At 68.2% G+C, this 24062-nt stretch carries 23 protein-coding genes and 1 pseudogene; 16 read left to right on the forward strand and 8 right to left on the reverse strand.

What is annotated here, in order from left to right; translation table 11 throughout:
- Positions 1–12 precede the first annotated feature (12 nt).
- The 4 genes from cutA (at position 13) to ACEPA4_RS17955 (ending at position 6536) form a co-directional block, all read left to right on the forward strand.
- Positions 13–351 (forward strand): divalent-cation tolerance protein CutA, encoded by a 339-nt coding sequence (gene cutA, locus ACEPA4_RS17940; RefSeq protein WP_005419675.1) that lies wholly within the window; start codon positions 13–15, stop codon positions 349–351.
- Positions 348–2729 carry a protein-disulfide reductase DsbD gene (locus tag ACEPA4_RS17945; RefSeq protein ID WP_139727806.1) on the forward strand — a complete coding sequence of 794 codons (2382 nt, stop codon included), beginning with the start codon at positions 348–350 and terminating at the stop codon, positions 2727–2729. Before cutA ends, ACEPA4_RS17945 begins: the two co-directional genes overlap by 4 nt.
- Positions 2726–3289: a TlpA disulfide reductase family protein gene (locus ACEPA4_RS17950; RefSeq protein WP_139727808.1), complete on the forward strand. Its 564-nt coding sequence runs from the start codon at positions 2726–2728 to the stop codon at positions 3287–3289. Before ACEPA4_RS17945 ends, ACEPA4_RS17950 begins: the two co-directional genes overlap by 4 nt.
- Before the next feature lie 724 nt (positions 3290–4013).
- Positions 4014–6536, forward strand: a complete 2523-nt coding sequence (locus tag ACEPA4_RS17955; protein ID WP_065196840.1) for a sulfite reductase flavoprotein subunit alpha — start codon at positions 4014–4016, stop codon at positions 6534–6536.
- A 92-nt stretch (positions 6537–6628) separates the two neighbouring features.
- Here ACEPA4_RS17955 and ACEPA4_RS17960 read toward each other — a convergent pair whose 3' ends face one another.
- Positions 6629–9169: a methyl-accepting chemotaxis protein gene (locus tag ACEPA4_RS17960; RefSeq protein WP_139727812.1), complete on the reverse strand. Its 2541-nt coding sequence runs from the start codon at positions 9167–9169 to the stop codon at positions 6629–6631.
- Positions 9170–9371: 202 nt separating this feature from the next.
- Here ACEPA4_RS17960 and ACEPA4_RS17965 point away from each other — a divergent pair, with 202 nt between their 5' ends.
- Together ACEPA4_RS17965 and ACEPA4_RS17970 are read left to right on the forward strand one after the other, a co-directional pair.
- Entirely contained in the window at positions 9372–10211 is an 840-nt protein-coding gene (locus tag ACEPA4_RS17965) for an arylamine N-acetyltransferase (RefSeq protein ID WP_005419680.1), read from the forward strand.
- 270 nt (positions 10212–10481) lie between these two features.
- Positions 10482–11198: an ABC transporter substrate-binding protein gene (locus ACEPA4_RS17970; protein WP_061478210.1), complete on the forward strand. Its 717-nt coding sequence runs from the start codon at positions 10482–10484 to the stop codon at positions 11196–11198.
- Here the strand turns inward: ACEPA4_RS17970 and ACEPA4_RS17975 are convergent.
- Positions 11182–12094, reverse strand: a pseudogene (locus tag ACEPA4_RS17975) (LysR substrate-binding domain-containing protein). The gene ACEPA4_RS17970 and the pseudogene ACEPA4_RS17975 overlap by 17 nt on opposite strands.
- A gap of 98 nt (positions 12095–12192) precedes the next feature.
- On the opposite strand from ACEPA4_RS17975, the gene ACEPA4_RS17980 reads away from it, so the two are divergent.
- Positions 12193–12336 carry a hypothetical protein gene (locus tag ACEPA4_RS17980; RefSeq protein WP_162911598.1) on the forward strand — a complete coding sequence of 48 codons (144 nt, stop codon included), beginning with the start codon at positions 12193–12195 and terminating at the stop codon, positions 12334–12336.
- Between the two features lie 7 nt (positions 12337–12343).
- On the opposite strand, the gene ACEPA4_RS17985 is transcribed toward ACEPA4_RS17980, so the two are convergent.
- A complete protein-coding gene (locus ACEPA4_RS17985) occupies positions 12344–12910 on the reverse strand; it encodes a GIY-YIG nuclease family protein (protein WP_005419685.1) in 567 nt (188 codons plus the stop codon).
- Between the two features lie 133 nt (positions 12911–13043).
- Between ACEPA4_RS17985 and ACEPA4_RS17990 the strand changes: the two genes are divergently transcribed.
- A complete protein-coding gene (locus ACEPA4_RS17990; RefSeq protein WP_065178822.1) occupies positions 13044–13826 on the forward strand; it encodes a D-alanyl-D-alanine carboxypeptidase family protein in 783 nt (260 codons plus the stop codon).
- Between the two features lie 13 nt (positions 13827–13839).
- On the opposite strand, the gene ACEPA4_RS17995 is transcribed toward ACEPA4_RS17990, so the two are convergent.
- Both ACEPA4_RS17995 and ACEPA4_RS18000 read right to left on the reverse strand, forming a co-directional pair.
- Positions 13840–14433, reverse strand: a complete 594-nt coding sequence (locus ACEPA4_RS17995) for a TetR/AcrR family transcriptional regulator (protein ID WP_065178823.1) — start codon at positions 14431–14433, stop codon at positions 13840–13842.
- Positions 14434–14449: 16 nt separating this feature from the next.
- Complete coding sequence (locus tag ACEPA4_RS18000) at positions 14450–15046, reverse strand: NAD(P)H-dependent oxidoreductase (protein ID WP_065178824.1); 597 nt, start codon at positions 15044–15046, stop codon at positions 14450–14452.
- 125 nt (positions 15047–15171) lie between these two features.
- On the opposite strand from ACEPA4_RS18000, the gene ACEPA4_RS18005 reads away from it, so the two are divergent.
- The gene (locus ACEPA4_RS18005) at positions 15172–15705 is read left to right on the forward strand and encodes a hypothetical protein (RefSeq protein WP_005419691.1); all 534 of its coding nucleotides are present in this window, start codon (positions 15172–15174) and stop codon (positions 15703–15705) included.
- A gap of 33 nt (positions 15706–15738) precedes the next feature.
- Here ACEPA4_RS18005 and ACEPA4_RS18010 read toward each other — a convergent pair whose 3' ends face one another.
- Positions 15739–16566: an oxaloacetate decarboxylase gene (locus tag ACEPA4_RS18010; protein ID WP_164093267.1), complete on the reverse strand. Its 828-nt coding sequence runs from the start codon at positions 16564–16566 to the stop codon at positions 15739–15741.
- Between the two features lie 165 nt (positions 16567–16731).
- Between ACEPA4_RS18010 and ACEPA4_RS18015 the strand changes: the two genes are divergently transcribed.
- From ACEPA4_RS18015 to accC, 4 genes are all read left to right on the forward strand, one after another.
- Positions 16732–17460 carry a DOPA 4,5-dioxygenase family protein gene (locus ACEPA4_RS18015; protein WP_164093266.1) on the forward strand — a complete coding sequence of 243 codons (729 nt, stop codon included), beginning with the start codon at positions 16732–16734 and terminating at the stop codon, positions 17458–17460.
- A gap of 350 nt (positions 17461–17810) precedes the next feature.
- Complete coding sequence (gene aroQ / locus ACEPA4_RS18020) at positions 17811–18254, forward strand: type II 3-dehydroquinate dehydratase (protein ID WP_065186305.1); 444 nt, start codon at positions 17811–17813, stop codon at positions 18252–18254.
- A 59-nt stretch (positions 18255–18313) separates the two neighbouring features.
- A complete protein-coding gene (gene accB / locus ACEPA4_RS18025; protein WP_019660824.1) occupies positions 18314–18793 on the forward strand; it encodes an acetyl-CoA carboxylase biotin carboxyl carrier protein in 480 nt (159 codons plus the stop codon).
- A gap of 10 nt (positions 18794–18803) precedes the next feature.
- The gene (gene accC / locus ACEPA4_RS18030) at positions 18804–20171 is read left to right on the forward strand and encodes an acetyl-CoA carboxylase biotin carboxylase subunit (protein ID WP_065178826.1); all 1368 of its coding nucleotides are present in this window, start codon (positions 18804–18806) and stop codon (positions 20169–20171) included.
- A 133-nt stretch (positions 20172–20304) separates the two neighbouring features.
- Here accC and ACEPA4_RS18035 read toward each other — a convergent pair whose 3' ends face one another.
- The gene (locus ACEPA4_RS18035) at positions 20305–20679 is read right to left on the reverse strand and encodes a hypothetical protein (RefSeq protein WP_005419699.1); all 375 of its coding nucleotides are present in this window, start codon (positions 20677–20679) and stop codon (positions 20305–20307) included.
- Positions 20676–21641: a hypothetical protein gene (locus ACEPA4_RS18040; protein WP_065178827.1), complete on the reverse strand. Its 966-nt coding sequence runs from the start codon at positions 21639–21641 to the stop codon at positions 20676–20678. The genes ACEPA4_RS18035 and ACEPA4_RS18040 overlap by 4 nt, the downstream gene beginning before the upstream one ends.
- 164 nt (positions 21642–21805) lie before the next feature.
- Here ACEPA4_RS18040 and prmA point away from each other — a divergent pair, with 164 nt between their 5' ends.
- The 3 genes from prmA to fis all read left to right on the forward strand — a co-directional run bounded on the left by prmA (position 21806) and on the right by fis (position 23927).
- Positions 21806–22726: a 50S ribosomal protein L11 methyltransferase gene (prmA, locus tag ACEPA4_RS18045; protein ID WP_065186334.1), complete on the forward strand. Its 921-nt coding sequence runs from the start codon at positions 21806–21808 to the stop codon at positions 22724–22726.
- A gap of 42 nt (positions 22727–22768) precedes the next feature.
- Complete coding sequence (locus ACEPA4_RS18050) at positions 22769–23536, forward strand: DUF3426 domain-containing protein (RefSeq protein WP_065186304.1); 768 nt, start codon at positions 22769–22771, stop codon at positions 23534–23536.
- A gap of 115 nt (positions 23537–23651) precedes the next feature.
- Entirely contained in the window at positions 23652–23927 is a 276-nt protein-coding gene (gene fis / locus ACEPA4_RS18055; RefSeq protein ID WP_005419706.1) for a DNA-binding transcriptional regulator Fis, read from the forward strand.
- Positions 23928–24062: the final 135 nt, after the last annotated feature.

A 24062-nucleotide genomic window follows, 5' to 3' on the forward strand; every position in this document is an offset into this window, starting at 1 on the left:
TACTCGACGGTCATGCCGACCGTCGATCCCGTCCTGCTGCTGTTGACCACCTGCCCGGACCGGGCCAGTGCCGAGCGCATCGCGCACGCGCTGGTCGGCGAGCGCCTGGCCGCGTGCGTGACCCGCCTTGATGGCGCGCAGTCCACCTACCGCTGGCAGGGCGAGGTGACCACCGATGCCGAGCTGCAGCTGCTGGTAAAGACCACCGCGAGCCGCGTCGATGACGCAATCGCCCGGATCGTCGAACTGCATCCGTATGAACTCCCGGAGTGCATCGCGGTCGAAACCCGGGCCGGCCTGCCGGCATATCTGGACTGGATCCGGGCACAGACCCGGGAGGACACTGATTGAAGACTCTGTTTGCGCGTGGCGCTGCCTTGTGCGCCCTGTTGTGGCTCTCGCTGCCCGCCTTGGCCCTGGATGAGAAGGACCTGCTGCCGGTGGACCAGGCGTTCGCGCTGACCGCCACTGCCCCCGAACGGGGCCAGGTGCAGCTGCAGTTCAAGATCGCACCGGGCTACTACCTGTATCGCCACCGCACCAGCGTCAAGGCGGATCCGGCCTTCAATGCCGGCACGCTGCAGATGCCCAAGGGTGACAGGCACCACGATGATTTCTTCGGCGAGGTCGAAACCTATCGCGAGCGCCTGCAGGCCACCCTGCCCGGCACGCCGACGGACGCTGCCGGCACCATCAGCCTGGAAGTCCGCTACCAGGGCTGCGCCGATGCCGGCGTCTGCTACCCACCGCAGAAGCGCGTGGTGCAGGTCACCCTGCCGGGTGCCGGTGCGGCGGCCGTGGTGCCTGCCGCGCGTACCGGTGCCGCCAGTCCGTTCAACAACCCGCTGGCCGGTGCCGGCAACAGCGGTGGCCTGCGCCTGCCGGGCGCGGCCAACAACAGCCAGGCGCTGCCGCTGCCGTCGGAACAGGCGTTCGGCTTCGATGCCATCGCCAGCGACGGCAACACCCTGCTGCTGCGCTTCAGCCCGGCACCCGGCTACTACCTGTACCGCGACCGCACTTCGCTGAAGCTGGAAGGCAGCGCCGGCGTGCTCGCCGACAAGCCGCGCTGGCCGGCCGCGCAGTCGCATCGCGACGAGCACTTCGGCGATGTCTCGGTGTACTTCAACCAGGTGGAAGTGCCGCTGCCGCTGCGCCGCACCGTTACTGATGCGGTCGACAGCACCCTGGTGGTGACCTTCCAGGGCTGCCAGACCGATGGTATCTGCTACCCGCCGATGACCCGTCGGGTGAAGCTGTCGATTCCGGCCGGCAAGCTCAACGCCGGCACCGGCCAGGCGCCAGTGCGCGAGGAAGCAGTCAATGCGCTGGGCGCTGCCGGTGCGCCGCGTGAATCCGCCAATGGCGTACCGCTGCGCCTGCTGCCGACCGTACCCAACGACGGCAACGCCGCTCCCGCCGCCAGCGGCAGTGAGGGCGCGCGCAATGAGTTCGCCGCCGATGCGCGCGATGGCAACGCCCTGCGCACGCGTCCGCCGGCGACCACCCCGAACCCGGACCGATCGTTCGTCTGGGTGCTGCTGCTGGCGCTGGCCGGTGGCCTGGTACTGAACCTGATGCCCTGCGTGCTGCCGATCCTGTCGCTGAAGGTGCTGAGCCTGGCGCAGAGCGGCGAGAGCCCCGAGCGCGCGCGCAGCCATGCCCTCTGGTACACGTTGGGCGTGCTGGTCGCGTTCGCGGGGATCGGCGCGCTGATGGTAGGCCTGCGTGCGATCGGCAACGCCGTCGGCATCGGCTTCCAGCTGCAGCACCCGGGCGTGGTGGCGGCGCTGGCCTACATCATGTTCGCGGTGGGCCTGAGCCTGTCCGGCGTATTCACCCTCGGCGGCGGCATCGGCAATCTTGGCCAGTCGCTGGCCAGCCGCAGCGGCCCGGCCGGTGACTTCTTCACCGGTGCGCTGGCCTGCGTGGTCGGCAGTGCCTGCGTCGGCCCGTTCATGGGCGGTGCGATCGCCTACGCCTTCATTGCCCCACCGCTGAAGGCGATGACCGTGTTCCTGTTCCTTGGCCTGGGCCTGGCGCTGCCGTTCCTGCTGATCGGCTTCGTGCCAGCGCTGGCACGCCGCCTGCCCAAGCCCGGCCCGTGGATGGAAACGCTCAAGCACGTGCTGGCCTTCCCGATGTACGCCACTGCGCTGTGGCTGCTGTGGGTGCTGGGCAAGCAGCGCGGCGTGGACGGCATGGCGCTGGTGCTGGGTGGCCTGCTGCTGTTCGCGTTCGGCCTGTGGCTGTTTGAACGCAACCGCTGGACCGGCTCGCGTGCGGTGACCCTGCTCGGTGTGCTGCTGGCGATCGGTGCGCTGGTTCCGGCCTGGGGCGTGACCCAGCTTGCACCGCCGGCGAGGGCAGCACAGGCCGCCAGCGACAACGTGGTCGAGTATTCGCCGCAGCTGCTGGACCGCCTGCGCGCCGACAACCGCGTGGTGTTCGTCAACATGACCGCCGACTGGTGCGTGAGCTGCAAGGCCAACGAACGTGCGGTGCTGTCACGGCCGGAGTTCAAGGAACTGCTCAAGCGCACCAATGCGGTGTACATGCGCGGTGACTACACCAACGTCGACCCGCAGATCACCACGTTCCTGGAAGAGCACAAGGCGGTTGGCGTACCGCTGTACGTGGTGTACGGCCCCGGCGCGCCGCCGACCGTGCTGCCGACCCTGCTGACCCAGGCGGTGGTCGAGGAAGCGCTGCTGCGCACCGCACGATGAAGTGGCAACGGCCAGCGCTGCTGTGGACAGCGGTGCTGGCCGCCGGCCTCGGCCTGTGGGCCGGGCATCGGCTGTCACCCGGCACATCAGCACCTGCCGCGCCAGCAACGGCTTCCAGGGCGACGGCCGTGAAGCCCACGCTGCAGGTGGGCGATCAGTTGCCCGCGCTGACACTGCCGGACCTGGCGGGTCAGCCATTGGTCCTGCGCGATCACTTCGCCGGCCGGCCGCTGCTGATCAACGTCTGGGCCAGCTGGTGTGCGCCCTGCGTGAAAGAGATGCCCGAACTGGCGCGCTTCGCCGATGCCCAGGGCGACAACGGTGTGCAGGTGCTGGGTCTGGCGCTGGACACGACGGACGACGTGCGCGGTTTCCTGCAGCAGGTGCCAGTGGACTACCCGATCGTGATCGAGACACCGGGCCCGCGCGATGCCAGCGTGCAGCTCGGCAACGCGCAAGGCCTGCTGCCCTACAGCGTGTTGTTCGATGCGCAGGGGCGAATGGTAAAAGCGAAGCTGGGACCGTTCGCCCACGGCGAGATCGACGGCTGGGTGAAGTGAGGGTGTTTTTTGCAGGGCTTGCAGCCCTGCACCCTGCTCAATGCAACGGCAACAGCCAAAGCCAAAGCGGGCATTCCGTGGGTTGGCGGGGCGGTGTCGGAGTGCGGGGACGCTGCAAGTACGTCCCTGTAAGCTTGGCAGCCGCTTGCTCGTGTGCGCTGTCCTGCGCACACGTCAAGACCGGGGTTGGGCGTCCTGCCCAACCCGCCCGAGGCATGCCTCGGGCCCATGCGGCTGACACCCCGCACTCCGACACCGCCCCACCTCTGACAGATCTTCGCGGCTGTTGGTAGGTGTCGACCTTGGTCGACACATCTGTCAGATATCGATATTCAGAACGGAATCAGACCCCGTGCCGACCAACGGTCGGCACCCACCAAAGCAGAACGCCGTTCCGACAGATCGCAGGAAACTGTCGAAGGCGGGGTGGGTCCGGTTGAGGGGGTGTCCGCGGCATGGATGCCGTGACCAAGGCTACAGGGACGTACTTGCGCCGTCCCCCGCAACCGGACCCACCCCGCCTCCTCACAGGAAACCCGCTGTTGCTTCGGCTGTTGCTTCTGAGGTTGCCGGCCAGCGGCCGGCACTACCGCGGGTGCCGGGTGCCGCCCGGCCGGTACCTCCAGCTTGACCGCAGCCAACGCGCCACGGAGAATTCCGCGACTAATTCTCATTTGCTGTTGCGCAGGATGCGGGCGGCAGCCTCCCGGGCCCCTCTCCTTCGATGTTCAAGAACGTCCTGTTCCAACTGCATTGGCTGCTGGGCATTACCGCCGGTGCCGTCCTGGCCGTGATGGGCCTCAGCGGCGCCGTGCTGTCCTTCGAGGACGAGCTGCTGCGCGCCGCCAATCCCGGCTTTGCCGAGATCGCCGAGCACCATGCCGACGGACAGCATCCCCTTGCACTCAGTGAACTGGTGCCGCTGCTCCAGGCCGGCAGCGAACGCCCCCTGCAACGCCTGCGTATCGATGCCACCGGACAGCGGCCGTCGGTCGCGCGCTTTGCCGGCGGCAAGGACCACTGGGTGTACTTCGACCCGTACAGCGGTGAGCGCTTCAGCGCCCTGCGCGGCCAGGCGTTCTTTGACTTCGTCGAGGACCTGCATCGCCACCTTGCCGCGGGCGAACGCGGCAAGTGGATCACCGGCAGCTGTGCCATCGCCCTGCTGTTCTTCACCCTGTCCGGCCTCTACCTGCGCTGGCCACGACGCTGGTGGCACTGGCGCAGCTGGCTGGCAGTGGAGTGGAAACGCAGCGGGCGCGGCTTCCTGTGGAGCCTGCACTCGGTAGTCGGCACCTGGGTGCTGCTGATCTACCTGATGAGTGCGCTGACCGGCCTGTGGTGGTCGTTCGACGGGTATCGCAGTGCGGCCAGCACGCTGCTGGGCGTCCCACCGGCGGCCAAGCACCAGGTTGCCACCGATGCGTCGCTGGACCTGCACCGCATTGAAGCCACGCTGTACGCGCTGCCGGGCGTGCGCGCCGGCTTCATTGACCTGCGCCTGCCGGAGAAACCCGGACAGGCACTGAATGTTCGGGTGATGGCCGGTGATCCGTCGCAGCGCGGCGGCCACCACGATCGTGCGCATGACCTGCTGCAGCTCGATCCGGCCAGCGGTGCGGTTCTCGATGCCCGCCCGTACGCACGCCAGGGCGCGGGCGGACAGCTGGCCACCAGCGTGTTCGCGCTGCATTCGGGCAGCTACTTCGGTGTACCCGGACGCGTGGTGGTGATGCTCAGCAGCCTGGGCATGAGCCTGTTCTTCATCACCGGCTGGATGCTGTACCTGGACCGCCGCCGCAGCCAGCGTGCCGCGCGCGGGCTGCGCCAGGCGCTACCGATGCCGGCCAGCGACGCCGGCAACGCAGCGTGGCTGGTGGTGCATGCCAGCCAGAGCGGACTGGGCGAACAGCTGGCGTGGCGCGCGGCGGCCCAGCTGCAGGCGGCCGGCCATGCGGTGCAGGTGCTGCCGCTGGCGCGCATCGATGCCGCGCTCCTGCTGCGTGCATCGAGCGCGCTGTTCGTGCTGAGCACCTTCGGCGACGGCGAGCCGCCCGACGCCGCACGGCGCGCAGCGCGGCAGTTGCTTGCACAAGCGCTGGACCTTTCGGGCCTGCAGTTCGGCCTGCTCGCGCTGGGTGACCGCCAGTACCCGCACTACTGCGGCTTCGGCCGCCGGGTCGATGGCTGGTTGATCGGAAACGGCGCGCGTGCACTGTTCGAGCGCGTCGACGTCGATGCCGCCTCGGTCCCCGCGCTGCGCCGGTGGCAGCAGGAGCTGGGTGCGCTCACCGGCATCGTCACCGATGACAGCGTGCTGCCTGCGGCTACGCAGATGCATGAGTGGCGCCTGCTCGGCCGTGACCGCCTCAACCCTGGCAGCGTCGGCGGAGCGATCTGGCGTATCCGTCTTGCCGCACCGGCCGACGTGCAGTGGCAGGCCGGTGACATCCTGCACATCGCGCCCCGCCACAATGCGCAGCATGCCGGTGCCGTGTTGAAGGCGCATGGGCTGGATCCGCTGCAGCCCTTGCTGGTCGATGGCCATCCGCGCACGCTGCTGGCGCTGGCCAGCGAACGCGAGCTGCCGGAGGCCGATGCCGCGCTGGCAGTGCAGGATGCCTGCCTGTGGCTGGCCGGGCTGCCGCTGCTGCCCAGCCGCGAGTATTCGATCGCCTCCTGCACGGATGATGGCGTGGTGGAGCTGGTGGTGCGGCTGGTGCATGACGCCTCCGGTCGAGCCGGGCTGGGCTCGGGCTGGCTGTCGTTGCATGCGCCGATCGGTGCCGGCATCGTCGCCCGCGTGCATCGCAACCCCGGTTTCCATCGTGTCATTGGCGCGCCGATGGTGCTGATCGGCAACGGCACCGGCATCGCCGGCCTGCGCAGCCTGTTGCGCGAAGCCGCCCGTGCAGGCGAACACGGGCACTGGCTGTTGTTCGGCGAGCGCCAGCGTGCACTCGATTTCCTGTTCGCCGACGAGATCGAAGCGTGGCAGGCCGATGGCCATCTCGCGCGGGTGGACCTGGCGTTCTCGCGCGATGGCGACGGCGGTTATGTGCAGGATCGCCTGCAGGCGGCCACCGGAACGCTGCGCGACTGGATGCGGCGCGGTGCGGTGATCCATGTCTGTGGGTCGTTGCAGGGCATGGCCGAAGGCGTGGATCAGGTGCTGCGAACGGCGCTGGGCGATGAAGCGGTGGAAATGCTGCTGGAAAACGGGCGCTACCGCCGCGACGTGTATTGATTCCTGCCGCCGAACGCTGGTGTGAGCCGAGCATGGGCTCGGCTCTACAGTGTTCCTGCAGCCGATGTAGCGCCGAGCCTACGCTCGGCTGACTAGGCCGCGGCGGCGCGCGCCTGCGGCATCGACTGCAACCGGAACGCGCCCACCGCGTCGGCCAGGGCACGCACCTGGACCTGCATCTGCGCCGTGGAGGCACCGGCCTCTTCCACCAGGCTGGCGTTGCGTTGGGTATTGGCTTCCATCTGCACGATGGTCTGGTTCACCTGTGCGATGCCGGCATGCTGGTCCTGCGACGCACTGCGGATACCCGCCAGCAGCTCGGCCAGCTGCTGCACGCTGCCGACGATCTCGCCCATCGTGGTGCCGGCCTGTTCAGCCTGCTGGTTGCCCTCTCCCACACGCGCCACCGAATCCTCGATCAGGCCCTTGATCTGCTTGGCCGCCTCTGCGCTGCGTTGTGCAAGCAGGCGCACTTCCGCGGCTACCACGGCGAAACTGCGGCCCTGCTCACCGGCACGCGCCGCTTCCACCGCCGCATTCAGCGCCAGGATGTTGGTCTGGAAGGCAATGCCGTCGATCAGCTGGGTAATGTCGCCGATCCGCCGCGATGCCTCGCTGATGCCCTGCATGGTCGCCACCACCTGGCCGACAGCCTCGCCGCCGCGCTGCGCCACCGCAGCCGCACCCTTGACCAGCGCGTCGGCACGGCCTGCGGCATCAGCATTGCGACCGACCGTATCGGTCAGTTCGTGCATGGAAGCGGCGGTCTCTTCCAGGTTGGCGGCCTGCTGCTCGGTGCGCTGAGACAGATCATGATGGCCGGCAACGATCTCGCCAACGCCGGTATCGAGACTGGAGGTGGCGTGCTGGATGCGGGTGACGATGCGGCCCAGCTGCGCGACCGTCGCGTTGGCATCATCGCGCATGCGCGCGAACACGCCCTGCAGCTCACCCTCCATGCGCACGCTGAGGTCACCACGGGCCAGCGCAGCCAGCAATGCCTGCAGGTCACCGAGGTTGGTTTCAAACGTCGCCAGCAGGCGGTTGATGCTGGTCGACAACGTGCGCACGAAGCCCTGCTTGCCCTCCAGCGCGATGCGACCGTGCAGGTCGCCGTGTGCTGCAGCATCGACCAGGGCAGCGACCTCGGTTTCCAGCAGGGTCTCCAGCGCACGACTGCGCCATTCCACCGCTACGCCGAGGAATTGCCCTTCATCGATGACGGGGTTGGCAATCAGCTGGTAACGCGTGCCGGCATGGCCGATCTCGCGCTCTTCGCGCTGGCGCACGCCGGCCAGGCTGGCCAACGCCGGATGCAGGCGTACCGCGTCGCTGCCCACCAGCGCTTCGTTCCGCAGGTCAAGCAGCTGCAGCAATGCCGGGTTGGCGTAGGCGACCTGCCCTTCCGCATCGATCACCATCAAACCGGTCTGTGCACTGTCCAATGCCTGGCGCACCCGGGTGTTGCCGCGCGCCACGGCACGCTCGGTCTCGATACGCGCGCGCAGGCGCTGCTGCATGTCGACCAGGCGCTGCGCCAGCTGGCCGATCTCGTCGTTGGCGTTGTAGACGCGCAGGGTGGTGTCCAAGCGGTCTTCAGCGATGTCGCTGGCGAAGCGCAGGGTGTCCTGGATCGGCTGGCGCACCGCACGCAGCACCAGGACCAGGCTGGTGATCAGCACGCCGGCCACCAGCAGCAGGGTCAGTGCGAACAGCACGCTCATGGTGCGCGCGCCGGCCTGCTGGCGTGCCTGCGCCCCGGCCAGCGCCGCCACCTGTGCCTGCTGGAATGCGGCCAGCGCAGGCGCTACGCCCGCGGCGGTATCCAGCAGCGACTGCGCTTCCACATCCAGGCCGACGCGGGCCGCGGTATACCCCAGCAATGCGGCCTGATACGCATCCATCCCGGTGCGCAGGGTGACCTGCGCATCCGCGGGCAGGCCCGCCAGCGCGAGATCGAACGGCAGCTTTTCTTCGCTGGCGCGGTCGGCGTGGGTGGAATCACCGTCGAGCAGCAGCAGGGCCTCCTGCCGCCGCATCTTCTGCAGGGACAACGCCAGCGCATCCCGCTGCTGCGCATCCACCTGCCCCTGCAGCGTGTCTGCAGCCAGTTGCAGCTGCGCGGCGAGGCCGGCCTCACCACGGCCCATCTCGTCGACCCGTTCGAACAGGGCGGCAACACCCTGCGAGAACGCGTCTGCAGCTTCGGTCAGCGCCTGCAGGGCCTTGCGCCGGCCGGCATCCATCGGCATCGTGCGCAGGGCCTGCAGATCGTCCTGCAGCGCCTTTTGCGTGGCCAGCAGCTGCGCGCGGTCGGCATCATCGAAACTGCGTGCATACTGGATCTGCAGGCGGCGCGCTTCGGCCACCCGCGTGGCCAGGCGCGCGGCCAGATCACTGCCGCGCTGGTAGCTGGCCTGGCTGCGCGCAGCCTGCGTGCTGGCATGCCCGGTCCAGGCAAAGGCGGCGGCAATTGCGACCAGTCCCAGGCCACAGACCCACAAGGTCGCCTTGAGCTTGTTGGCTACGCTCAGCCGATGCGGTTGCAGCCACAGCAGCAGGCCGGAAGACGCCGGGCGCAGCGCCGCAAGCCGCGTGCGCAGGGACCGGAGGTGGGGGACAACGGCCGACATGACAGACTCCAGGCAAAAGGACGCACCTGTATCGGCCGGATTCAAGGCAACTTTAGAACTTTCGTCGTCCTGGCCCAGCGGTGACGGGCGGACGCGGCCTTTGTACCGGGTGCAGGCGACGCTGGCGTGACACGACCAGCGCCCTTGACCTCAACCCCGGTTGGGGGAGCACAGTGGACCTCCCCTCCCGCCCGGTGCCGCCATGACGACGCTCGATGTCCCCCGCTACCTGCAGCGCCTGCAGCTGGATGCCCCGCCACCGCTGACGCTGGCCGGCCTGACCCTGCTGCAGCAGCGTCACAACGCAGTGCTGCCGTTCGAGACCCTCAGCTGCCTGCTGCGCGATGCGGTACCGATCGACCTGGACAGCGTGCAGCGCAAGCTGCTCGACGACCGTCGTGGCGGCTACTGCTTCGAACTCAACGGCGGCCTGCTGGCGCTGCTGCAGGCGCTGGGCTTCGATGCACAGCCATTGAGCGCGCGCGTGCTGCTGGCTGCCCAGGACGGCGAACTGACCGCACGGACCCACCTGCTGCTGCGCGTGCAGGTGGACGGCGATGACTGGCTGGTGGATGCCGGTTTCGGCAGCCTGACCCCGACCGTGCCGCTGCGGCTGCATGATCCGCAGCCGCAGGCCACTCCGCACGAACGCTATCTGCTGCAGCGGCTGCCCGGCGAGGGGGATTTCGTGCTGTCCGCCGAATCCGCTGACGGCTGGCGGGCGATGTACCGTTTTGACCTGCACGTGCCGGCACCGATCGACAACGTGGTGGGCAACTGGTACGTGTGCACCCATCCCGACTCCAGCTTCCCTGGCCAGCTGCGCGCGTCGCTGACCGGGCCGGACTGGCGACGCACCATCGGCAGCGGCAACTACACCGAGTACCGCCCCGGCCAGGCACCGGACAAGCGTCCGCTGCAGGATGTTGCCGACGTGCGCGACGTGCTGCAGCAAGGCTTCGGCATGCAGCTGCCGGACGACCCGCGGCTCGATCCGGCGATCAACGACTGGCTGCAGCGCTCACGCGCCGCGACCTTGTAGAGCCGAGCCCATGCTCGGCTGAGCTTGGGCGGCTGGGCCAACAGCAGCCGAGCGTGGGCTCGGCCACGCGCCAGTCGCCCGCGTCGACCGGTCCGAAGCGCAGCTCAGCCCCCGCTCGCAGTGCACGCTCCAGGCTCACCTCCAAGTCCATGCCCACACCTGCGGCCTCGTCGGCAAACGGAAGGTAGGCCATCCTGCAGTCGTGCAGCATGACACTCCTTGCAGGGCAGCGCTGGCATGCTGGGTGCCCCTTTTCTCGCGGAGTCCTGCATGTCCCTGGCCGATCACCAAAGTGCGCTGGCACCGCAGGGCTTCCTGCGCGTGGCGATCAACCTGGGCAACCCGGTGCTGGCGCAGGGCGATGCGCACTCGCCGCGCGGACCGTCGGTGGAGCTGGCCGCGATATTGGCGCAGCGCCTGGGTGTGCAGGCACGCTTCACCTGTCACGATGCCGCAGCCTCGGTGGTCGCTGCGGCAGGCGAAGACGGCTGGGATCTGGCCTTCCTGGCCATCGATCCGGCACGTGCCGACCGCATCGCCTTCAGTGCTCCGTACGTGGAGATCGAAGGCACCTATCTGGTGCGCGAGGACAGTCCCGCGCAGCAGGTGACCGACCTCGACCGCGAGGGGCTGCGCATCGCGGTGGGCCGCGGTGCAGCCTACGATCTGTTTCTCAGCCGCGAACTGCGCCACGCCACGATCGAACGGGCCGAGACGTCGGCGGCTGCGATCACCCTGTTCGATCTGCAGCGCCTGGATGCCGCCGCCGGCGTGCGCCAGCCGCTGCAAGCATGGGCGCGGGCGCATCCCGGCCACCGCGTGCTGGCCGACCGTTTCACCGCGATCCAGCAGGCGGTGGCGGCGCCGGCATCGCGCCCCGCCGACGCGCTGCAGGCGCTGTTCGAGGAAGTGGAGGCGATCAAGGCCGGCTCGCTGCTGGAGGAGGCATTCGCGCGCGCCGGGCAGGCGGTCACGCTGGTGCGATGAGTGTAGCGTCCGCCATGTGCCGCACGTGTTCGGCAGCCTGCGCGTGCAGCCAGTCGCGGAAGGCAAGAAAGCCGCGGTGGCGGGCCGAACGCTGCGGGTAGACCAGCCAATGCGGCCAGGCGGTTTTCAGGCGCAGGTTGGACAGCGCAACCAGTTGGCCGGAATCCAGCAACAAGCGCGCCCGCGTCACCCGCCCCAGCGCCACGCCCACCCCGTCCAGCGCCGCACGGTGGTGTGCCTCCGAATCATCCAGCACCGCTACGAAGCGCGACGGCGGGGTCTGCCCGCTCAACGCGAACCAGGCCCCCCCACGCGCCATCGGGGTCCCCCAGCAGTGGCCACTGGTTCAGTGGCACCCGGTCGATCCCTCCCATGCGTTCGATCAGCGCCGGGCTCGCCATCGGCAGCAGCCACTCGTCGAACAGCGGCTCAACCACCAGGCCCGGCCACTGCCCGCTGCCCAGCCGCAGCGCGGCGTCGAACTGGCGCTGCCGCTCGAAATCAATCAGGCGCTCACTCGACTGCAGGTTGATCTCGATCTGTGGGTGCTCAGCCACGAAGTGACCCAAGCGCGGCACCAGCCACGCCGACGCCATCGACGGCACCGCACTGATCGTCAGCACGTGCTCGGCGCGGGCCGCATAGGGCTGGAAAGCTTCGTTGATCGCATCCAGATGCGGGCCGACCTGGTCGAGCAGGCGCTGCCCCTCCAGGGTGAGGGCGACGCCACGCGGTTGGCGGACCAGCAGTGGCTGCCCGAGCCGCTCTTCCAGCTGGCGCATCTGATGGCTGAGCGCACTGACGGTCAGATTCATCGACGCCGCTGCCCGTGACAGGTTGCCCAGCCGCGCGGCGGCCACGAATCCCTGCAGGGCATGAAGGGGCGGACGGGACATCAGGCTTGAATTCCTCTCAAGGCATGCTTGCGGAAATGTCTCTTTTTGCGCTTCCATGCTGCCCGTATCGTGCAATCCACTCAAGTGGAGGCACGCTCATGAACATCTTCGGCAGCCTGTTGTTCCTGCACGGCCATGTGGCCAACGCCGAGCTGGCACGCCAGCTGGCCAGCCCGTCCACCGCCTCCCCTGCGTGCGCGGCGCAACCGGCCGCGCCGGTTCAGCAGCCGAGGACCCGTTGAACGCGGCTCAACCTGTGTACCAGCGTTGGACGTATTCAGGCAGCCAGGGCATTGGATCGATATCCAGTGCCCGGCAACCGTCGAGCGTGTCACGCAGCACGCCCTCACCGGGGCCACCGGGAATCCGCAGGCCTTCTTCTTCCGGAAGCTGCACCACAGCCCAGTCGTGCAGCCGGTCCATGCGCAGGCGCAGCGCCGCCTGCAGCCATGCCTTCAGCGGGTAACAGCGATAGCCTTGTTCACCCAACGCAGCAATTGCCAGCGACAAGGCCTGGTTGGCACCACGTACCCATTCAGTACGACCCCCAGCCTTGTGCTGGATCGTCATCGGTGCCGGTGCGCGGTGCGCCTTGAACGGCGAACGCAGCTGCAGCTCCAGATCACGTGCATCGCGCTCGCCCTCCGCTTCCACCAGCGCACCGGCATCGAGGTCGAAGAACTCGAACCATCGCCGATGCAATGCGCTGATGCGTCCGAGCGGATCACGTGAAAAGCCGATCTTCGCGTAGTCCTCCCACGCACACGGGAAGACGTAGGTGAAGACACGACCGTCGATGCGGATATCCGATTGCATGTGCGCAGGCTGCCTCGACCCCAGCCCGGGCGCAACCGGGCGTTGCCGTGGACGCTGCAGCGCTCCGGCAGTGCGGCTTCGTGCAGCCGGCACGAACTATTCTTGCTGACCGTCGCTGCCATCTCCGCCCGCCATGCCGTCTGCTGCGCCCGCCCCCCTACCGATTTCGTCCATCACCCTGGAAGCGGCGACCTCCGCGGTGATCCACCAGCACAACGCTGAAACCGCGCGGCAACCGGCATCGCTGACCAAGCTGATGACCGCCTACGCCGCCTATGCGTGCGTCGAAGAGAACGGACGCTCGTGGGACGACCCGGTCACCATCGCCGCCGACGATGTGCATGCCGTGGCCGATGATGAAACGCGCATGGGCCTGGTGCCCGGCGAGACAATCACTCTGGCACGCCTGCTGGAAGGGTTGATGGTGGTTTCCGGCAATGACGCTGCATTGGCGATCGCGCGTCACCTGGACGGATCGCAGGCCGCATTCCTGGAACGCATGAACCGGCACGCACGCCAGCTCGGGCTGCGCAGCACCTGGTTTGCCAGCGTGTCCGGCATCACCACACCGCACCATGTCTCCAGCGCGCGCGACATGGCGGTGCTGGCCGCCCGCCTGTTGAACGACCATCCGCAGATCCTGGCGATCACCGCGCAGCGCGCGTTCGCCCATGGCAGCTTCAACCGCAGCAACCAGAACGCCCTGCTCGGCGAAGACGGCGTGGACGGCTTGAAGACCGGCTACACCCAGGCCGCAGGCTTCTGCCTGGCCGCCACCGCGTGCCGGCCAGTATCCGGGCGGGACCAGCCGGTACGGCTGATCACCGTGGTGTTGGGCTCTGCAAGCCGCGACGCGCGCGACGCACTGGTGCGCGACCAGCTGGCCGCGGGATTCGCCGCCCTGGCCGGCGGCTGACCGCTTGTGCGGCTCAGCGCCGCTTGACCGTCGCCACGATCAGCCGCTGCAGCTCGGCCACGGCACCGGCCTTGTCCAGCGCGCCGGCAGCCACACCCTCTGAAAGGGCTTCAGCCGCACCGAGGATGGCCCAGCGCCCCGCCAGCGACACCGTGCCGTCGGCGGCGAACGGGCCCAGCCAGACCTGGCAGTTGTCGATGAAATCCTGCTGGTAGCGCCGCCGCACCTCATGCAGTTCCGGCGCCCCCACCAGCGCGGCGAGGATGCCTTGCACTTCACTGCCCTGGCTGAGGACGCAGTCGATGTAGCCGGAGGCGATGGCCGCCGCCCGATCGACCAGCTGCGCCCGGGCGCGACCGATGCGCTCGTGGAAGACCACGGTCTGGCGTCCGTCATAGTCATCGTAGAGCGCCGCCAGCAAGCCATTGCGGGTCACGAAGTGATCGTAGGCCACAGGCTTGGTCACGCCCGCCGCTTCGGCCAGCCGCCCCAGCGTCAACGCTCCGGTACCTTCTTCGCGGACCAGTGCCCAGGCCACATCCAGCAACTGGCGGGTGCGTTGCTCCCGGGTCATTCGGCGGCGCGTGGGGGTGGCGTTGGCGGGCATCGGCGGAGCACGGCGATCAGCGCATTGGAACACCAATTTTACGGCCGATCGCCAGCGCGGTCTGTAGATGCGCTTCAGCGGCACCGGTATCGGCGTCCAGCAGCAGGTGGGACGACAGCACGCGTGCGCCGCAATAGTCGAAGATGCCCATGTCGATCTGCGTCCTCATTGCCGCGTCGTAGCCACGACGTTCGACCATGGCTGCGTCGGCGCCGCCCAAGCCGACCAGATGCACATTCAGGCGCTGCAGCTTCTTCACCAGCCTGCCCTGCGCATCCTGTGCGTAGGCCCAATCGTTGGTGAACACACGGTCGATCCAGCCTTTCAGCAGCGCCGGGAACGACCACCAGTACAACGGGAACACCAGCACCAGCGTATCGGTGGCATCCAGCCGCGCGTGCTCGGCAGCGACATCGGCCGGTACCGCGCCGGTGCTGCGGAACAACGCCTGGTCCTGCGGGTTGAAGCGCGGATCGAAGCCTTCGGCCATCAGGTCGGCATAGGCCACGGTGTTGCCGGTGTCGGCCGCGGCAATGGCATCACCGATGCGACGCGCCATCGCGTGGGTCAGCGAAACGGGCTCAGGGTGGGCGATGACAATGAGGCTGTGCATGGGGATCTCCAGGAATTGATACCTACCAATGGTAAGTAGCGATTCCTGGGAAACCAGCGCCACCGGTGGGACGCTGTTTTCGCGTCCAACGTATAGTGCAACGATGCCCTGTGGGACATCCGGACATGGATCGACGCCTGCCCCTGACGATACTGACGCTGCTGCTGTCGCTGTTGCTGCCATCCGCCTTCGCGGGTGAACTCAGTCCCAGTGACGCGAAGGCCCTGCGCGAAGATGTGCGCGCCCTGATGACTGCCTACGCCCGCGGCGACGCGGACTTCCTCATCGAGCGCACGCATCCCAGCCTCAAGCGGCTGGCCGGCGGCGATGAGGCCTTCCAGGCGATCACCCGCGATGCGTTGAAGAAGCAGCACAGCGGCGGCGTGGTGGTCATCAGCGAAGACGTCGGTGTGCCGACCCGGACCTATGCGGCCGGGGAGGAAGAAGTCTGCTTCGTGCCACGCCAATCCCTGGTACGGGTGCGTGAAACCCCGATGCGCAGCACCACGTTCATGGTGGCCGTGCGCCGCATTGGCGGTTCCGGGTGGACGTATCTGGACGGCACGGGGCTGCAGGACAATCCGCGCCTGCTTCGCCAACTGCTGCCAGCGCTGGAACCCGGCGTGATCCTGCCCAAGCGGGAGATCGAGGCGTTGTAGTCACCGGCCCTTCCCGTCATGCAGGGCGCGGGGCTACTGGAACAACGCGTTCAAGGCAGCCCCGGACGCCGCCTGCTGCAGGCCATTGAAGCGTCCGTCCTGCACGATCGGCTGGGTCGCCTGCATCAGTCCAGCCCACGCGGCACGCGCCAGCGCACCGCCCAGGCTGACCCGGCGAACGCCAAGTGCGGCGATGTCCTGCAGGCTCAGTGCTGTGGGTCCAGCGACCAGCAGGTTCACCGGCTTCGAGCCCGCGGCGGCGACCACCGCACTGATCTGCTCGCGCGTACTGATGCCCGGTGCATACAGCACATCGGCACCGGCCTCGGCGTAGGCACGCAGGCGCCGCAGGGTGTCCTGCAGATCCGGTACGCCCACGAAGAAGTTCTCCGCTCGCCCGACCAGCAGCACGTCGCCGCCCGCGCGGTCGATGGCCGCACGCGCCGCGCGCAATCGCTCGACCGCCTGCTCGATGGGCCTCAGTGGTGCATCGGCCAGGCCGCTGGCGTCCTCGATCGACAACGCCGCGATGCCGGTAGCGAGCGCCGCGGCTACCGCCTCCTCCACCGCCCGTGGCGTAGCGCCGAAACCATCACCGAAGTCGGCATTCAACGGCAACGGGGTCGCCGCCGCCATCAGTCGCAGGTGCTCCAGCGTGGCCTGCAGCGATACCGCGCCGTCCGGCCGCCCCTCACTCCAGGCGCAGCCGGCACTGGTCGTGGCCAGGGCCTGGAAGCCCTGCCGTTGCAGATAGCGCGCACTGCCCACGTCCCACGGATTGGGCAGCACGAAGCATCCTGCTGCATGCAACTGGCGGAAGCTGGCGCGCTTGCGCAGGGTGTCGGCATCAGGCGAGGCCATGGCGGGCTCCGGGGCAGTAGACCTGCACCCTAGCCCGCCGTTCGGTCGCGCTCAAGGCGACGAAGGCAGCCGTGCATGAAGTGATGCCGGCTGCTTATTGGACGCCACCGGCAGCCCTGCCCGAGCGTGGACGCCTGCCCCCACAATGCCGCCACGGAGCCCCTCATGCACCCGGACCCGCATCCCCTCACCGACGCAGGCGACGATGACGCCCACTGGGCCGACCTGCTCTCGCCCGCCCGCCGGCGCCTGATCGCGTCGGCCGGCCTGGCCGCCGGCGGCCTGGCCAGCGCGTCCACCGCCACCGCCGCCGCGCGCGTCGGCAGCGCCGTGAACACCACCGAACCCGGGCGACCTGGCTTCCGCGCCATCGTTCCGCCAGCGCCCAAGGGCCGCAGCCCCTGGGGCCAGGCCACGGCCAGCGAACCGACCCCGCGCCCGGCCAGCGTGCGCCCCGGCGAGGCCACGTTGCCCACCGCCCCGCGCGCCTACACCGACATCAAGAGCTACCACGCCCATATCTATTTCGATGAGGACAGCTTCGAGAAGGCAGCCCTGCTGCGGCGCTGGGCCGCCGAGCGCTTCCCGGTGGAGCTGGGCAACTGGAACCTGGAGCCGCGCGGCCCGCACTTCACGCCCTCTTTCTACTTCGGCTTCACCAACGACCTGCTGCCGGTGCTGGTGCCGTGGCTGCAGCTCAACAGCCTGGGGCTGACCATCCTGATCCACCCCAATACCGGCGACGGTCGCGCCGATCACCTGTATTACGCCTTGTGGGTGAACCGCGCGCAGCCGGTGAACGCCTACAACTGGCCGGCGCCACAACCGGGGGAACAGGAGCCGTTGGAGGAGGTATTCCCGAACGTGGTGCCGACGGTGCCGCTGGAAACCTGAGCGGATGTCCGATTGGGGCGCTGGGGGGGGCAGCGCACCTTGGGCAGCCCCCTCGGTGGCTGCGTAGCTTGCTGCGCGCCGCACTTCCTTCATCCACGCATGGCGTGGATCTACCGCATCATGGGCCGTTGCGGCATCGCCCCTCGCCCGGCCCTGCCGTGATCGTCGGCCTATGTGCTCGCATCCACCGCCTGCACGACGTTCAGCGCGCCTTGATCCGGCGTCCGCCATACAGCCACAGGCCCTCCGGCACGTTTCAAACATACGATTGAAACGCTGCAAACTTCGCCGAACTGGACAGCATCCACCGGTTCCGCCAGACTGCCGCCCTTTCCCGTCTTCCGGATCCCATGGCGAAGCTGCTGGTCCTGCACGGCCCCAACCTCAACCTGCTCGGCACCCGCGAGCCGGAGGTGTACGGCCACACCACGCTGGCCGACATCGACCAGGCCCTGGCCGCGCAGGCATCGGCTGCCGGGCACGCCGTGGAGAGCCTGCAGTCCAACGCCGAGCATGTGCTGGTCGACCGCGTGCAGGCTGCGCGCAACGACGGAACCGCTTTCATCCTGATCAACCCCGCCGCCTTCACCCACACCTCGGTGGCCCTGCGCGATGCGCTGGCAGCGGTGGCGGTGCCGTTCATCGAGATCCACCTGTCCAACCCGCATACCCGCGAACCCTTCCGCCAGCACAGCTACTTCAGTGACAAGGCGGTGGGCGTGGTGTGCGGCTTCGGTGCCGACAGCTACCGCTACGCGATGGACGCGGCGCTGCTGCGCGTATCCGCCACCTGATTGTCGACCCGGGCGCCCACGGCGCTCTCCTCACCTAGATAGAAACCAAAGAGGCCCTCATGGATCTGCGCAAAATCAAGAAGCTGATCGACCTGCTGGAAGAGTCGAACCTGGCTGAAATCGAAATCAAGGAAGGCGAAGAGTCGGTGCGCCTGTCGCGCGCTCCGGTCGCTGGTTATGCCGCACCGGTCGCTGCTCCGGTGTACGCCGCCCCGGCGGCGCCGGCGGCGCAGGCCATGCCGATGCAGTCGCCGACCGAAGCGTCCACCGGCGGCACCGCCAAGCCGGGCCCGGCGCTGCCGGAAGGCCACGTGCTGCGCTCGCCGATGGTCGGCACCTTCTATGCCTCGTCCGCCCCGGACAAGCCGGCCTTCGTCACCGTGGGCCAGCAGGTCAAGGAAGGCGAAACCCTGGCCATCATCGAAGCGATGAAGATGTTCAACCCGATCGAAGCCGACACGTCCGGCACCATCGTCGCCATCCTCGGCGAGAACGGCCAGCCGGTGGAGTTCGACCAGCCGCTGTTCGTGATCGGCTGAGGGGCGCGCCATGCTCGACAAAGTCGTCATCGCCAACCGAGGGGAGATCGCGCTGCGCATCCTGCGCGCGTGCCACACCCTCGGCATCCGCACGGTGGCCGTGCACTCCACGGTCGACCGCAACCTCAAGCACGTGGCCATGGCCGACGAGTCGGTCTGCATCGGTCCGGCGCCGTCGCCGCAGAGCTACCTCAACATCCCGGCACTGATCGCCGCTGCTGAAGTCACCGACGCCCAGGCCATCCACCCGGGCTACGGCTTCCTGTCGGAGAACGCCGACTTCGCCGAGCGCGTGGAAGAGTCTGGCTTCATCTTCATCGGCCCCAAGGCTGACACCATCCGCATGATGGGTGACAAGGTCGAAGCCATCCGCGCGATGAAGGCCGCTGGCGTGCCGTGCGTGCCCGGCTCGGGCGGCCCGCTGGGCGACGACATCGTCGCCAACACCAAGATCGCCCGTGAGATCGGTTATCCGGTCATCATCAAGGCGGCCGGCGGCGGTGGTGGCCGTGGCATGCGCGTCGTGCACGCCGAAGCCTCGCTGAAGACCTCGATCGAAACCACCAAGAGCGAGGCCAAGGCCGCGTTCGGCAATGGCGAGGTCTACATGGAGAAGTTCCTGGAGAACCCGCGCCACGTGGAGATCCAGGTGCTGGCCGACGGCCAGGGCAACGCCATCCACCTCGGCGAACGCGACTGCTCGATGCAGCGCCGCCACCAGAAGGTGGTGGAAGAAGCACCGGCACCGGGCATCACCGCCGAACAGCGCGAGCAGATCGGCAAGGTGTGCGTGGAAGCCTGCATCCGCATCGGTTATCGCGGCGCCGGCACCTTCGAATTCCTGTACGAGGACGGCCGCTTCTACTTCATCGAAATGAACACCCGCATCCAGGTGGAGCATCCGGTCACCGAAATGGTCACCGGCATCGACCTGGTGGCCGAGCAGCTGAAGATCGCCGCTGGCCAGAAGCTGTCGATCAAGCAGAGCGACGTGGTACTGACCGGCCATGCCATCGAGTGCCGCATCAACGCCGAAGATGCTGAGACCTTCGTGCCGAGCCCGGGCACCATCACCGGCTTCCATCCGCCGGGCGGCCCCGGCGTGCGCGTGGATACCCACATCTACAGTGGCTATCGCGTGCCGTCCAACTACGACTCGATGATCGGCAAGCTGATCGTGCACGGCCCGGACCGCGAAACCGCCATCGCCCGCATGCGGGTGGCGCTGAGCGAGATGGTGGTCGATGGCATCAAGACCAACATCGCCCTGCAGCAGCGGATCATGCGCGACAAGGGCTTCCAGGCCGGTGGACAGAACATCCACTACCTGGAAAAGCGCCTTGCCGAACGCAAGAACAAGCCGATCGCGCTGACCTGATCGTCACCCGATGCTGGACATGGAAAGGGCGGGGATATTCCCGCCCTTTCCTGTTTTCCTTCCGGCAGCGCCGAGCCGTTCCCGGCTTGCGGGCGAGTGCAGCCGAGCATGGCTCGGCTCTACTGATGCGGCCTCAGCGCGCGTCCGCCGCGGTCGCCGGAATCTGCGAATTGGCCAGCGGCCGCACGCCATTGGGCGAGGTCGGATCGACGATCACCATGGTCTCGGTCGAGCCATCCGGCCAAACTACCTGGAAGGTGCTGCCAGCCGGCAGTGAAGCGAACGGCATGCCCGTCTGCGCGCGATAGACCGCAGCGACCTGGCTGGCGCCGGCGCGGCGCACGTCTTCCTGCGCCTTCACCGTGGTCAGTTCCACCTTCGACAGATGCCGGTACCGATCCTCGTAGGTATCGATCATCAGCAGGCCGACCGCACCGGCAGAGTAGGCCACGAACAGCGCCACCCAGAACCAGAACTTGGCCCCATGCAGGAATCGACGGTAATTCATCGCCCGTCCCTCTTTCCAATCAATCGCTTGATCCATTCCTTCATTTTCCCAGCACCTTGCCGCGATACCGCAGCGTCATACACGAAATCCCGGAAATCCTGCGCTCCATCCTGCGAACAGATCCCTCCGTTCGCACAAAAACTGTTGACCAGCACGCTGTCCGCTCCACACGGTAGACCGAGTTCGCAGGCCGCAAGCCGCCATGCAAGCTCACTGAGCTGTTCGCCCGCCACCAGGCCGTCGAGTGCGCTGTCACCGGCGGCACGCACGCCCATGCCCGGCGCGATCGCCATATAGGCCTCCGGGTCACGCGAAGTGCGCACGCGCTCGACCAGGTCGCGGCGGTACTCGGCACTGTCATGCAACGGCTCACCCTCGGCGAACAACGATGCTTCTGCGGCCAGGTTGCCCTGCGCGGCCGCCTTGCGGCGTTCGGCCAGCACCAGCGCAGCGCCCAGCTTGTCGCCCGGAACGAAGCCGCCACACCGCTGCGCCACGCGCTCGCGGGCCTCGATCATCGCCGGCGCCGCGGTCAGGCCCAACCCGCTCAACACGTTGTTGTCCAGGCGGTAGCCACCCGGATCGAGTGCGTACTGCGCGCAATAGTCGTACACGCGGCTGAGCATCCAGCGCGCTTCATGGTTACCTGTATCGGCCTGCACGCGCAGTCGCTGGGCGTAGGCGTACAGATCGCTGGCGTCTTCGATGTCGGCGCGGAGGTCCAGCGGCAGGCCCGACGGCAGCGTGTTGCCGCGCTCGACGGTGGCCAGCCGGCGCGCCAGGGCTTCCGGCACCACCGGCAACGCCGCTCCGCTGTCGCGGCTGGCCACGACGGTCGGCAGGTCCGGCGACGGTGATGCCACGCCCGCCGCATGGCCGCTGGCCCGGTACCCGGCCACGCCCAGCACGGCCACCGCCGGCAGCACGAGCAACCAGGTTTTCAGGGTCGGGGCGAAGGCCATCGGCGGCGGTGAGCGTTCACGGCGCACAGGAAAGTGACGAGTTTAGCAAGGCCCGGCAGGCCTGTCTGAACTGCCCCCGTTCATCTCAAGGTGGCATCTCACGCGATACGGAGACGCTCCGATGGTCTAGCATGGCCCCCTTTCCCGTGATTGCCCCCACCGCCATGCCGTTCCTGGAACTGACCCTGCGCTGCACCGAAGCCACCCAGCCCCGCTATGAAAATGCGCTGGAGGACGTCGGCGCACTGGCTGTGACCCTGCTCGATGCCGAAGCCGACACCAGCAACGAACAGGCCATCCTCGAACCCGGCGTGGGTGAAACGCCGCTGTGGGACACCCTGGTGCTGAGCGCACTGTTCCCCGCCGACAGCAATGCACTTTTGCTGCTGGCCGCGCTGGAATCGTTCGATCCGGAACTGGACTGGAGCAACGGCAGCTTCCGCGCCGTCGAGGATGAAGACTGGGAACGCGCCTGGCTGGACCAGTTCCAGCCGATGGATTTCGGCAGCCGTACCTGGATCGTGCCGTGGAACCATGAACTGCCGGACGCCGCGCAGGCCGCCGATGCCGCCGTGGTGCGGCTGGACCCGGGCCTGGCCTTCGGCTCGGGCACCCACCCGACCACCGCCCTGTGCCTGCGCTGGCTGGACCAGCTGGCCGTGGACGGCCAGTTGCAGGGCCAGCGCGTGCTCGACTTCGGCTGCGGCTCGGGCATCCTCGCCCTGGCCGCGCTGAAGCTGGGTGCCGCCGAAGCGGTCGGCGTGGACAACGATCCACAGGCGCTGGTCGCCACCGCCGACAATGCCGAGCGCAACGGCGAGCAGGCACGCATGCACGTGTACCTGCCGCAGGACGAACCGGTCGCCACCTACCCGATCGTGGTCGCCAACATCCTTGCCTCGGCACTGGACGCGTTGGCCGAGCTGCTGGCCGCGCGCGTCGCTGCCGGCGGCCGCATCGCCCTGTCCGGCATCCTGCATGGCCAGGAAGGCGAACTGCTGCAGCGCTACGCCGCGTGGTTCAACGACCTGCAGGCGACCCAGGATGGCGACTGGATGCGCATCACCGGCGTACGCCGCGCCTGATCGTGATTGAATGACCGCTGGATCCGAGCCCGCACCCTGAGCATGTCCGAGCCGAACCCGCCGCGCCGCCCCTTGGCCACCTTCCTGCGCCCCGCGTCGGAAGGCGAGGCTGCACCTGCGACCGATTCACGCACGCCCGACCCGGCGATGGATGACATCCCGCCAGCCCAAGCCCGCACCCCCCTCGAAGCGGCGCCGCCACCGATGGCGGAAACGCGACAGTGCGATGACATCGTCAACCCCGACGAAGCGGCCGTGATCGAACCCGTCCTTGCCGCTCCGGCTCCGCAGGCCGTGGCCGGAGATGCACCCAGTTTCCTGGGCACCTCGCGGCCACGCGCACTGCCGACGCCACGCTGGCACTGGGGGCTGGTCGCCGGACTGGCACTGCTGCTGGTCCTGCAGAGCGTGCTGGCCGATCGTGCGCGACTGGCCGCCGACGCCGGCAACCGCGCCTGGCTGGGCGCACTGTGCGGCGTATTGCGCTGCAGCCTGCCGGCCTGGCATGACCCCACCGCGTTCACCATGACCAGCCGCGAGATCCGCCCCGTGCCGGGCCAGGCGGGCGTACTGCAGGTGCAGGCCAGCATCCGCAACGATGCGCGCTGGGCACAGGCCTGGCCGGATCTGCGCCTGTCGCTGTCTGACGCCGATGGCCGGGTGATCGGCAGCGGCGTGTTCGCACCGGCGCAGTACCTCGGCGAGAACCCCGGCGCGGCCGTGCTGGAACCTGGCCAGAGTGCACGCATTGCGTTCCGCGTGCAGGAACCCGCCGCATCCACCGTCGCATTCACCTTCGACTTCCTCTGAGCAGGATAGAGGCGACCAGCCGTGGCAGGTCGGGCACGCTCGCGCTAGACTGGCCGCCACCACCTCGTCCGGCCGCGCGCTCCGCGCGCACGGGCCAACCGAATCGGGAACCCCCTTGAACGCTGTCCTCTCTCGTCCTGACAACAGTCGTGGCGCTCCCCGGCCACCGCTGCGTGAACACGTCGCCCAGTCCGTGCGCCGCTACCTGCGTGACCTTGATGGCTGCGACGCGGACGATGTCTACGAGATCGTGCTGCGCGAGATGGAAATCCCGCTGTTCGTGGAAGTGCTCAACCACTGCGAAGGCAACCAGAGCCGCGCCGCGGCGATGCTGGGCATCCACCGCGCCACCCTGCGCAAGAAGCTGAAGGAATACGGCATCAGCGCGTAAGCGCGCGTGGGTCGTGCCGGCCGCTGGCCGGCAACCCCATGAACGATGGCAGGAAGTTGCAGTTGCCGGCCAGCGGCCGGCACTACCGGTGGATCCACGCCATGCGTGGATGGAAGCCCGGCAAAGTCAACCGCC

Origin of the sequence: Stenotrophomonas sp. P2112, assembly GCF_041897515.1 — a bacterium.
In the GTDB taxonomy this organism is placed as follows: domain Bacteria; phylum Pseudomonadota; class Gammaproteobacteria; order Xanthomonadales; family Xanthomonadaceae; genus Stenotrophomonas; species Stenotrophomonas sepilia.

Excerpts from the sequence above, each read along its gene's own strand:
- ACEPA4_RS17990 (WP_065178822.1), top strand. The coding sequence starts at position 13,044 with ATGCCGTCTGCTGCGCCCGCCCCCCTACCGATTTCGTCCATCACCCTG.
- ACEPA4_RS17955 (WP_065196840.1), top strand. The coding sequence starts at position 4,014 with ATGTTCAAGAACGTCCTGTTCCAACTGCATTGGCTGCTGGGCATTACC.
- ACEPA4_RS17980 (WP_162911598.1), top strand. The coding sequence starts at position 12,193 with ATGAACATCTTCGGCAGCCTGTTGTTCCTGCACGGCCATGTGGCCAAC.
- ACEPA4_RS18005 (WP_005419691.1), top strand. The coding sequence starts at position 15,172 with ATGGATCGACGCCTGCCCCTGACGATACTGACGCTGCTGCTGTCGCTG.
- ACEPA4_RS18035 (WP_005419699.1), bottom strand. The coding sequence starts at position 20,679 with ATGAATTACCGTCGATTCCTGCATGGGGCCAAGTTCTGGTTCTGGGTG.
- ACEPA4_RS18000 (WP_065178824.1), bottom strand. The coding sequence starts at position 15,046 with ATGCACAGCCTCATTGTCATCGCCCACCCTGAGCCCGTTTCGCTGACC.
- ACEPA4_RS17950 (WP_139727808.1), top strand. The coding sequence starts at position 2,726 with ATGAAGTGGCAACGGCCAGCGCTGCTGTGGACAGCGGTGCTGGCCGCC.
- ACEPA4_RS17970 (WP_061478210.1), top strand. The coding sequence starts at position 10,482 with ATGTCCCTGGCCGATCACCAAAGTGCGCTGGCACCGCAGGGCTTCCTG.
- ACEPA4_RS18015 (WP_164093266.1), top strand. The coding sequence starts at position 16,732 with ATGCACCCGGACCCGCATCCCCTCACCGACGCAGGCGACGATGACGCC.
- accB (WP_019660824.1), top strand. The coding sequence starts at position 18,314 with ATGGATCTGCGCAAAATCAAGAAGCTGATCGACCTGCTGGAAGAGTCG.
- ACEPA4_RS18050 (WP_065186304.1), top strand. The coding sequence starts at position 22,769 with ATGTCCGAGCCGAACCCGCCGCGCCGCCCCTTGGCCACCTTCCTGCGC.
- ACEPA4_RS18010 (WP_164093267.1), bottom strand. The coding sequence starts at position 16,566 with ATGGCCTCGCCTGATGCCGACACCCTGCGCAAGCGCGCCAGCTTCCGC.
- ACEPA4_RS18040 (WP_065178827.1), bottom strand. The coding sequence starts at position 21,641 with ATGGCCTTCGCCCCGACCCTGAAAACCTGGTTGCTCGTGCTGCCGGCG.
- accC (WP_065178826.1), top strand. The coding sequence starts at position 18,804 with ATGCTCGACAAAGTCGTCATCGCCAACCGAGGGGAGATCGCGCTGCGC.
- ACEPA4_RS17995 (WP_065178823.1), bottom strand. The coding sequence starts at position 14,433 with ATGCCCGCCAACGCCACCCCCACGCGCCGCCGAATGACCCGGGAGCAA.
- prmA (WP_065186334.1), top strand. The coding sequence starts at position 21,806 with ATGCCGTTCCTGGAACTGACCCTGCGCTGCACCGAAGCCACCCAGCCC.
- ACEPA4_RS17965 (WP_005419680.1), top strand. The coding sequence starts at position 9,372 with ATGACGACGCTCGATGTCCCCCGCTACCTGCAGCGCCTGCAGCTGGAT.
- cutA (WP_005419675.1), top strand. The coding sequence starts at position 13 with ATGCCGACCGTCGATCCCGTCCTGCTGCTGTTGACCACCTGCCCGGAC.
- aroQ (WP_065186305.1), top strand. The coding sequence starts at position 17,811 with ATGGCGAAGCTGCTGGTCCTGCACGGCCCCAACCTCAACCTGCTCGGC.
- ACEPA4_RS17985 (WP_005419685.1), bottom strand. The coding sequence starts at position 12,910 with ATGCAATCGGATATCCGCATCGACGGTCGTGTCTTCACCTACGTCTTC.
- ACEPA4_RS17960 (WP_139727812.1), bottom strand. The coding sequence starts at position 9,169 with ATGTCGGCCGTTGTCCCCCACCTCCGGTCCCTGCGCACGCGGCTTGCG.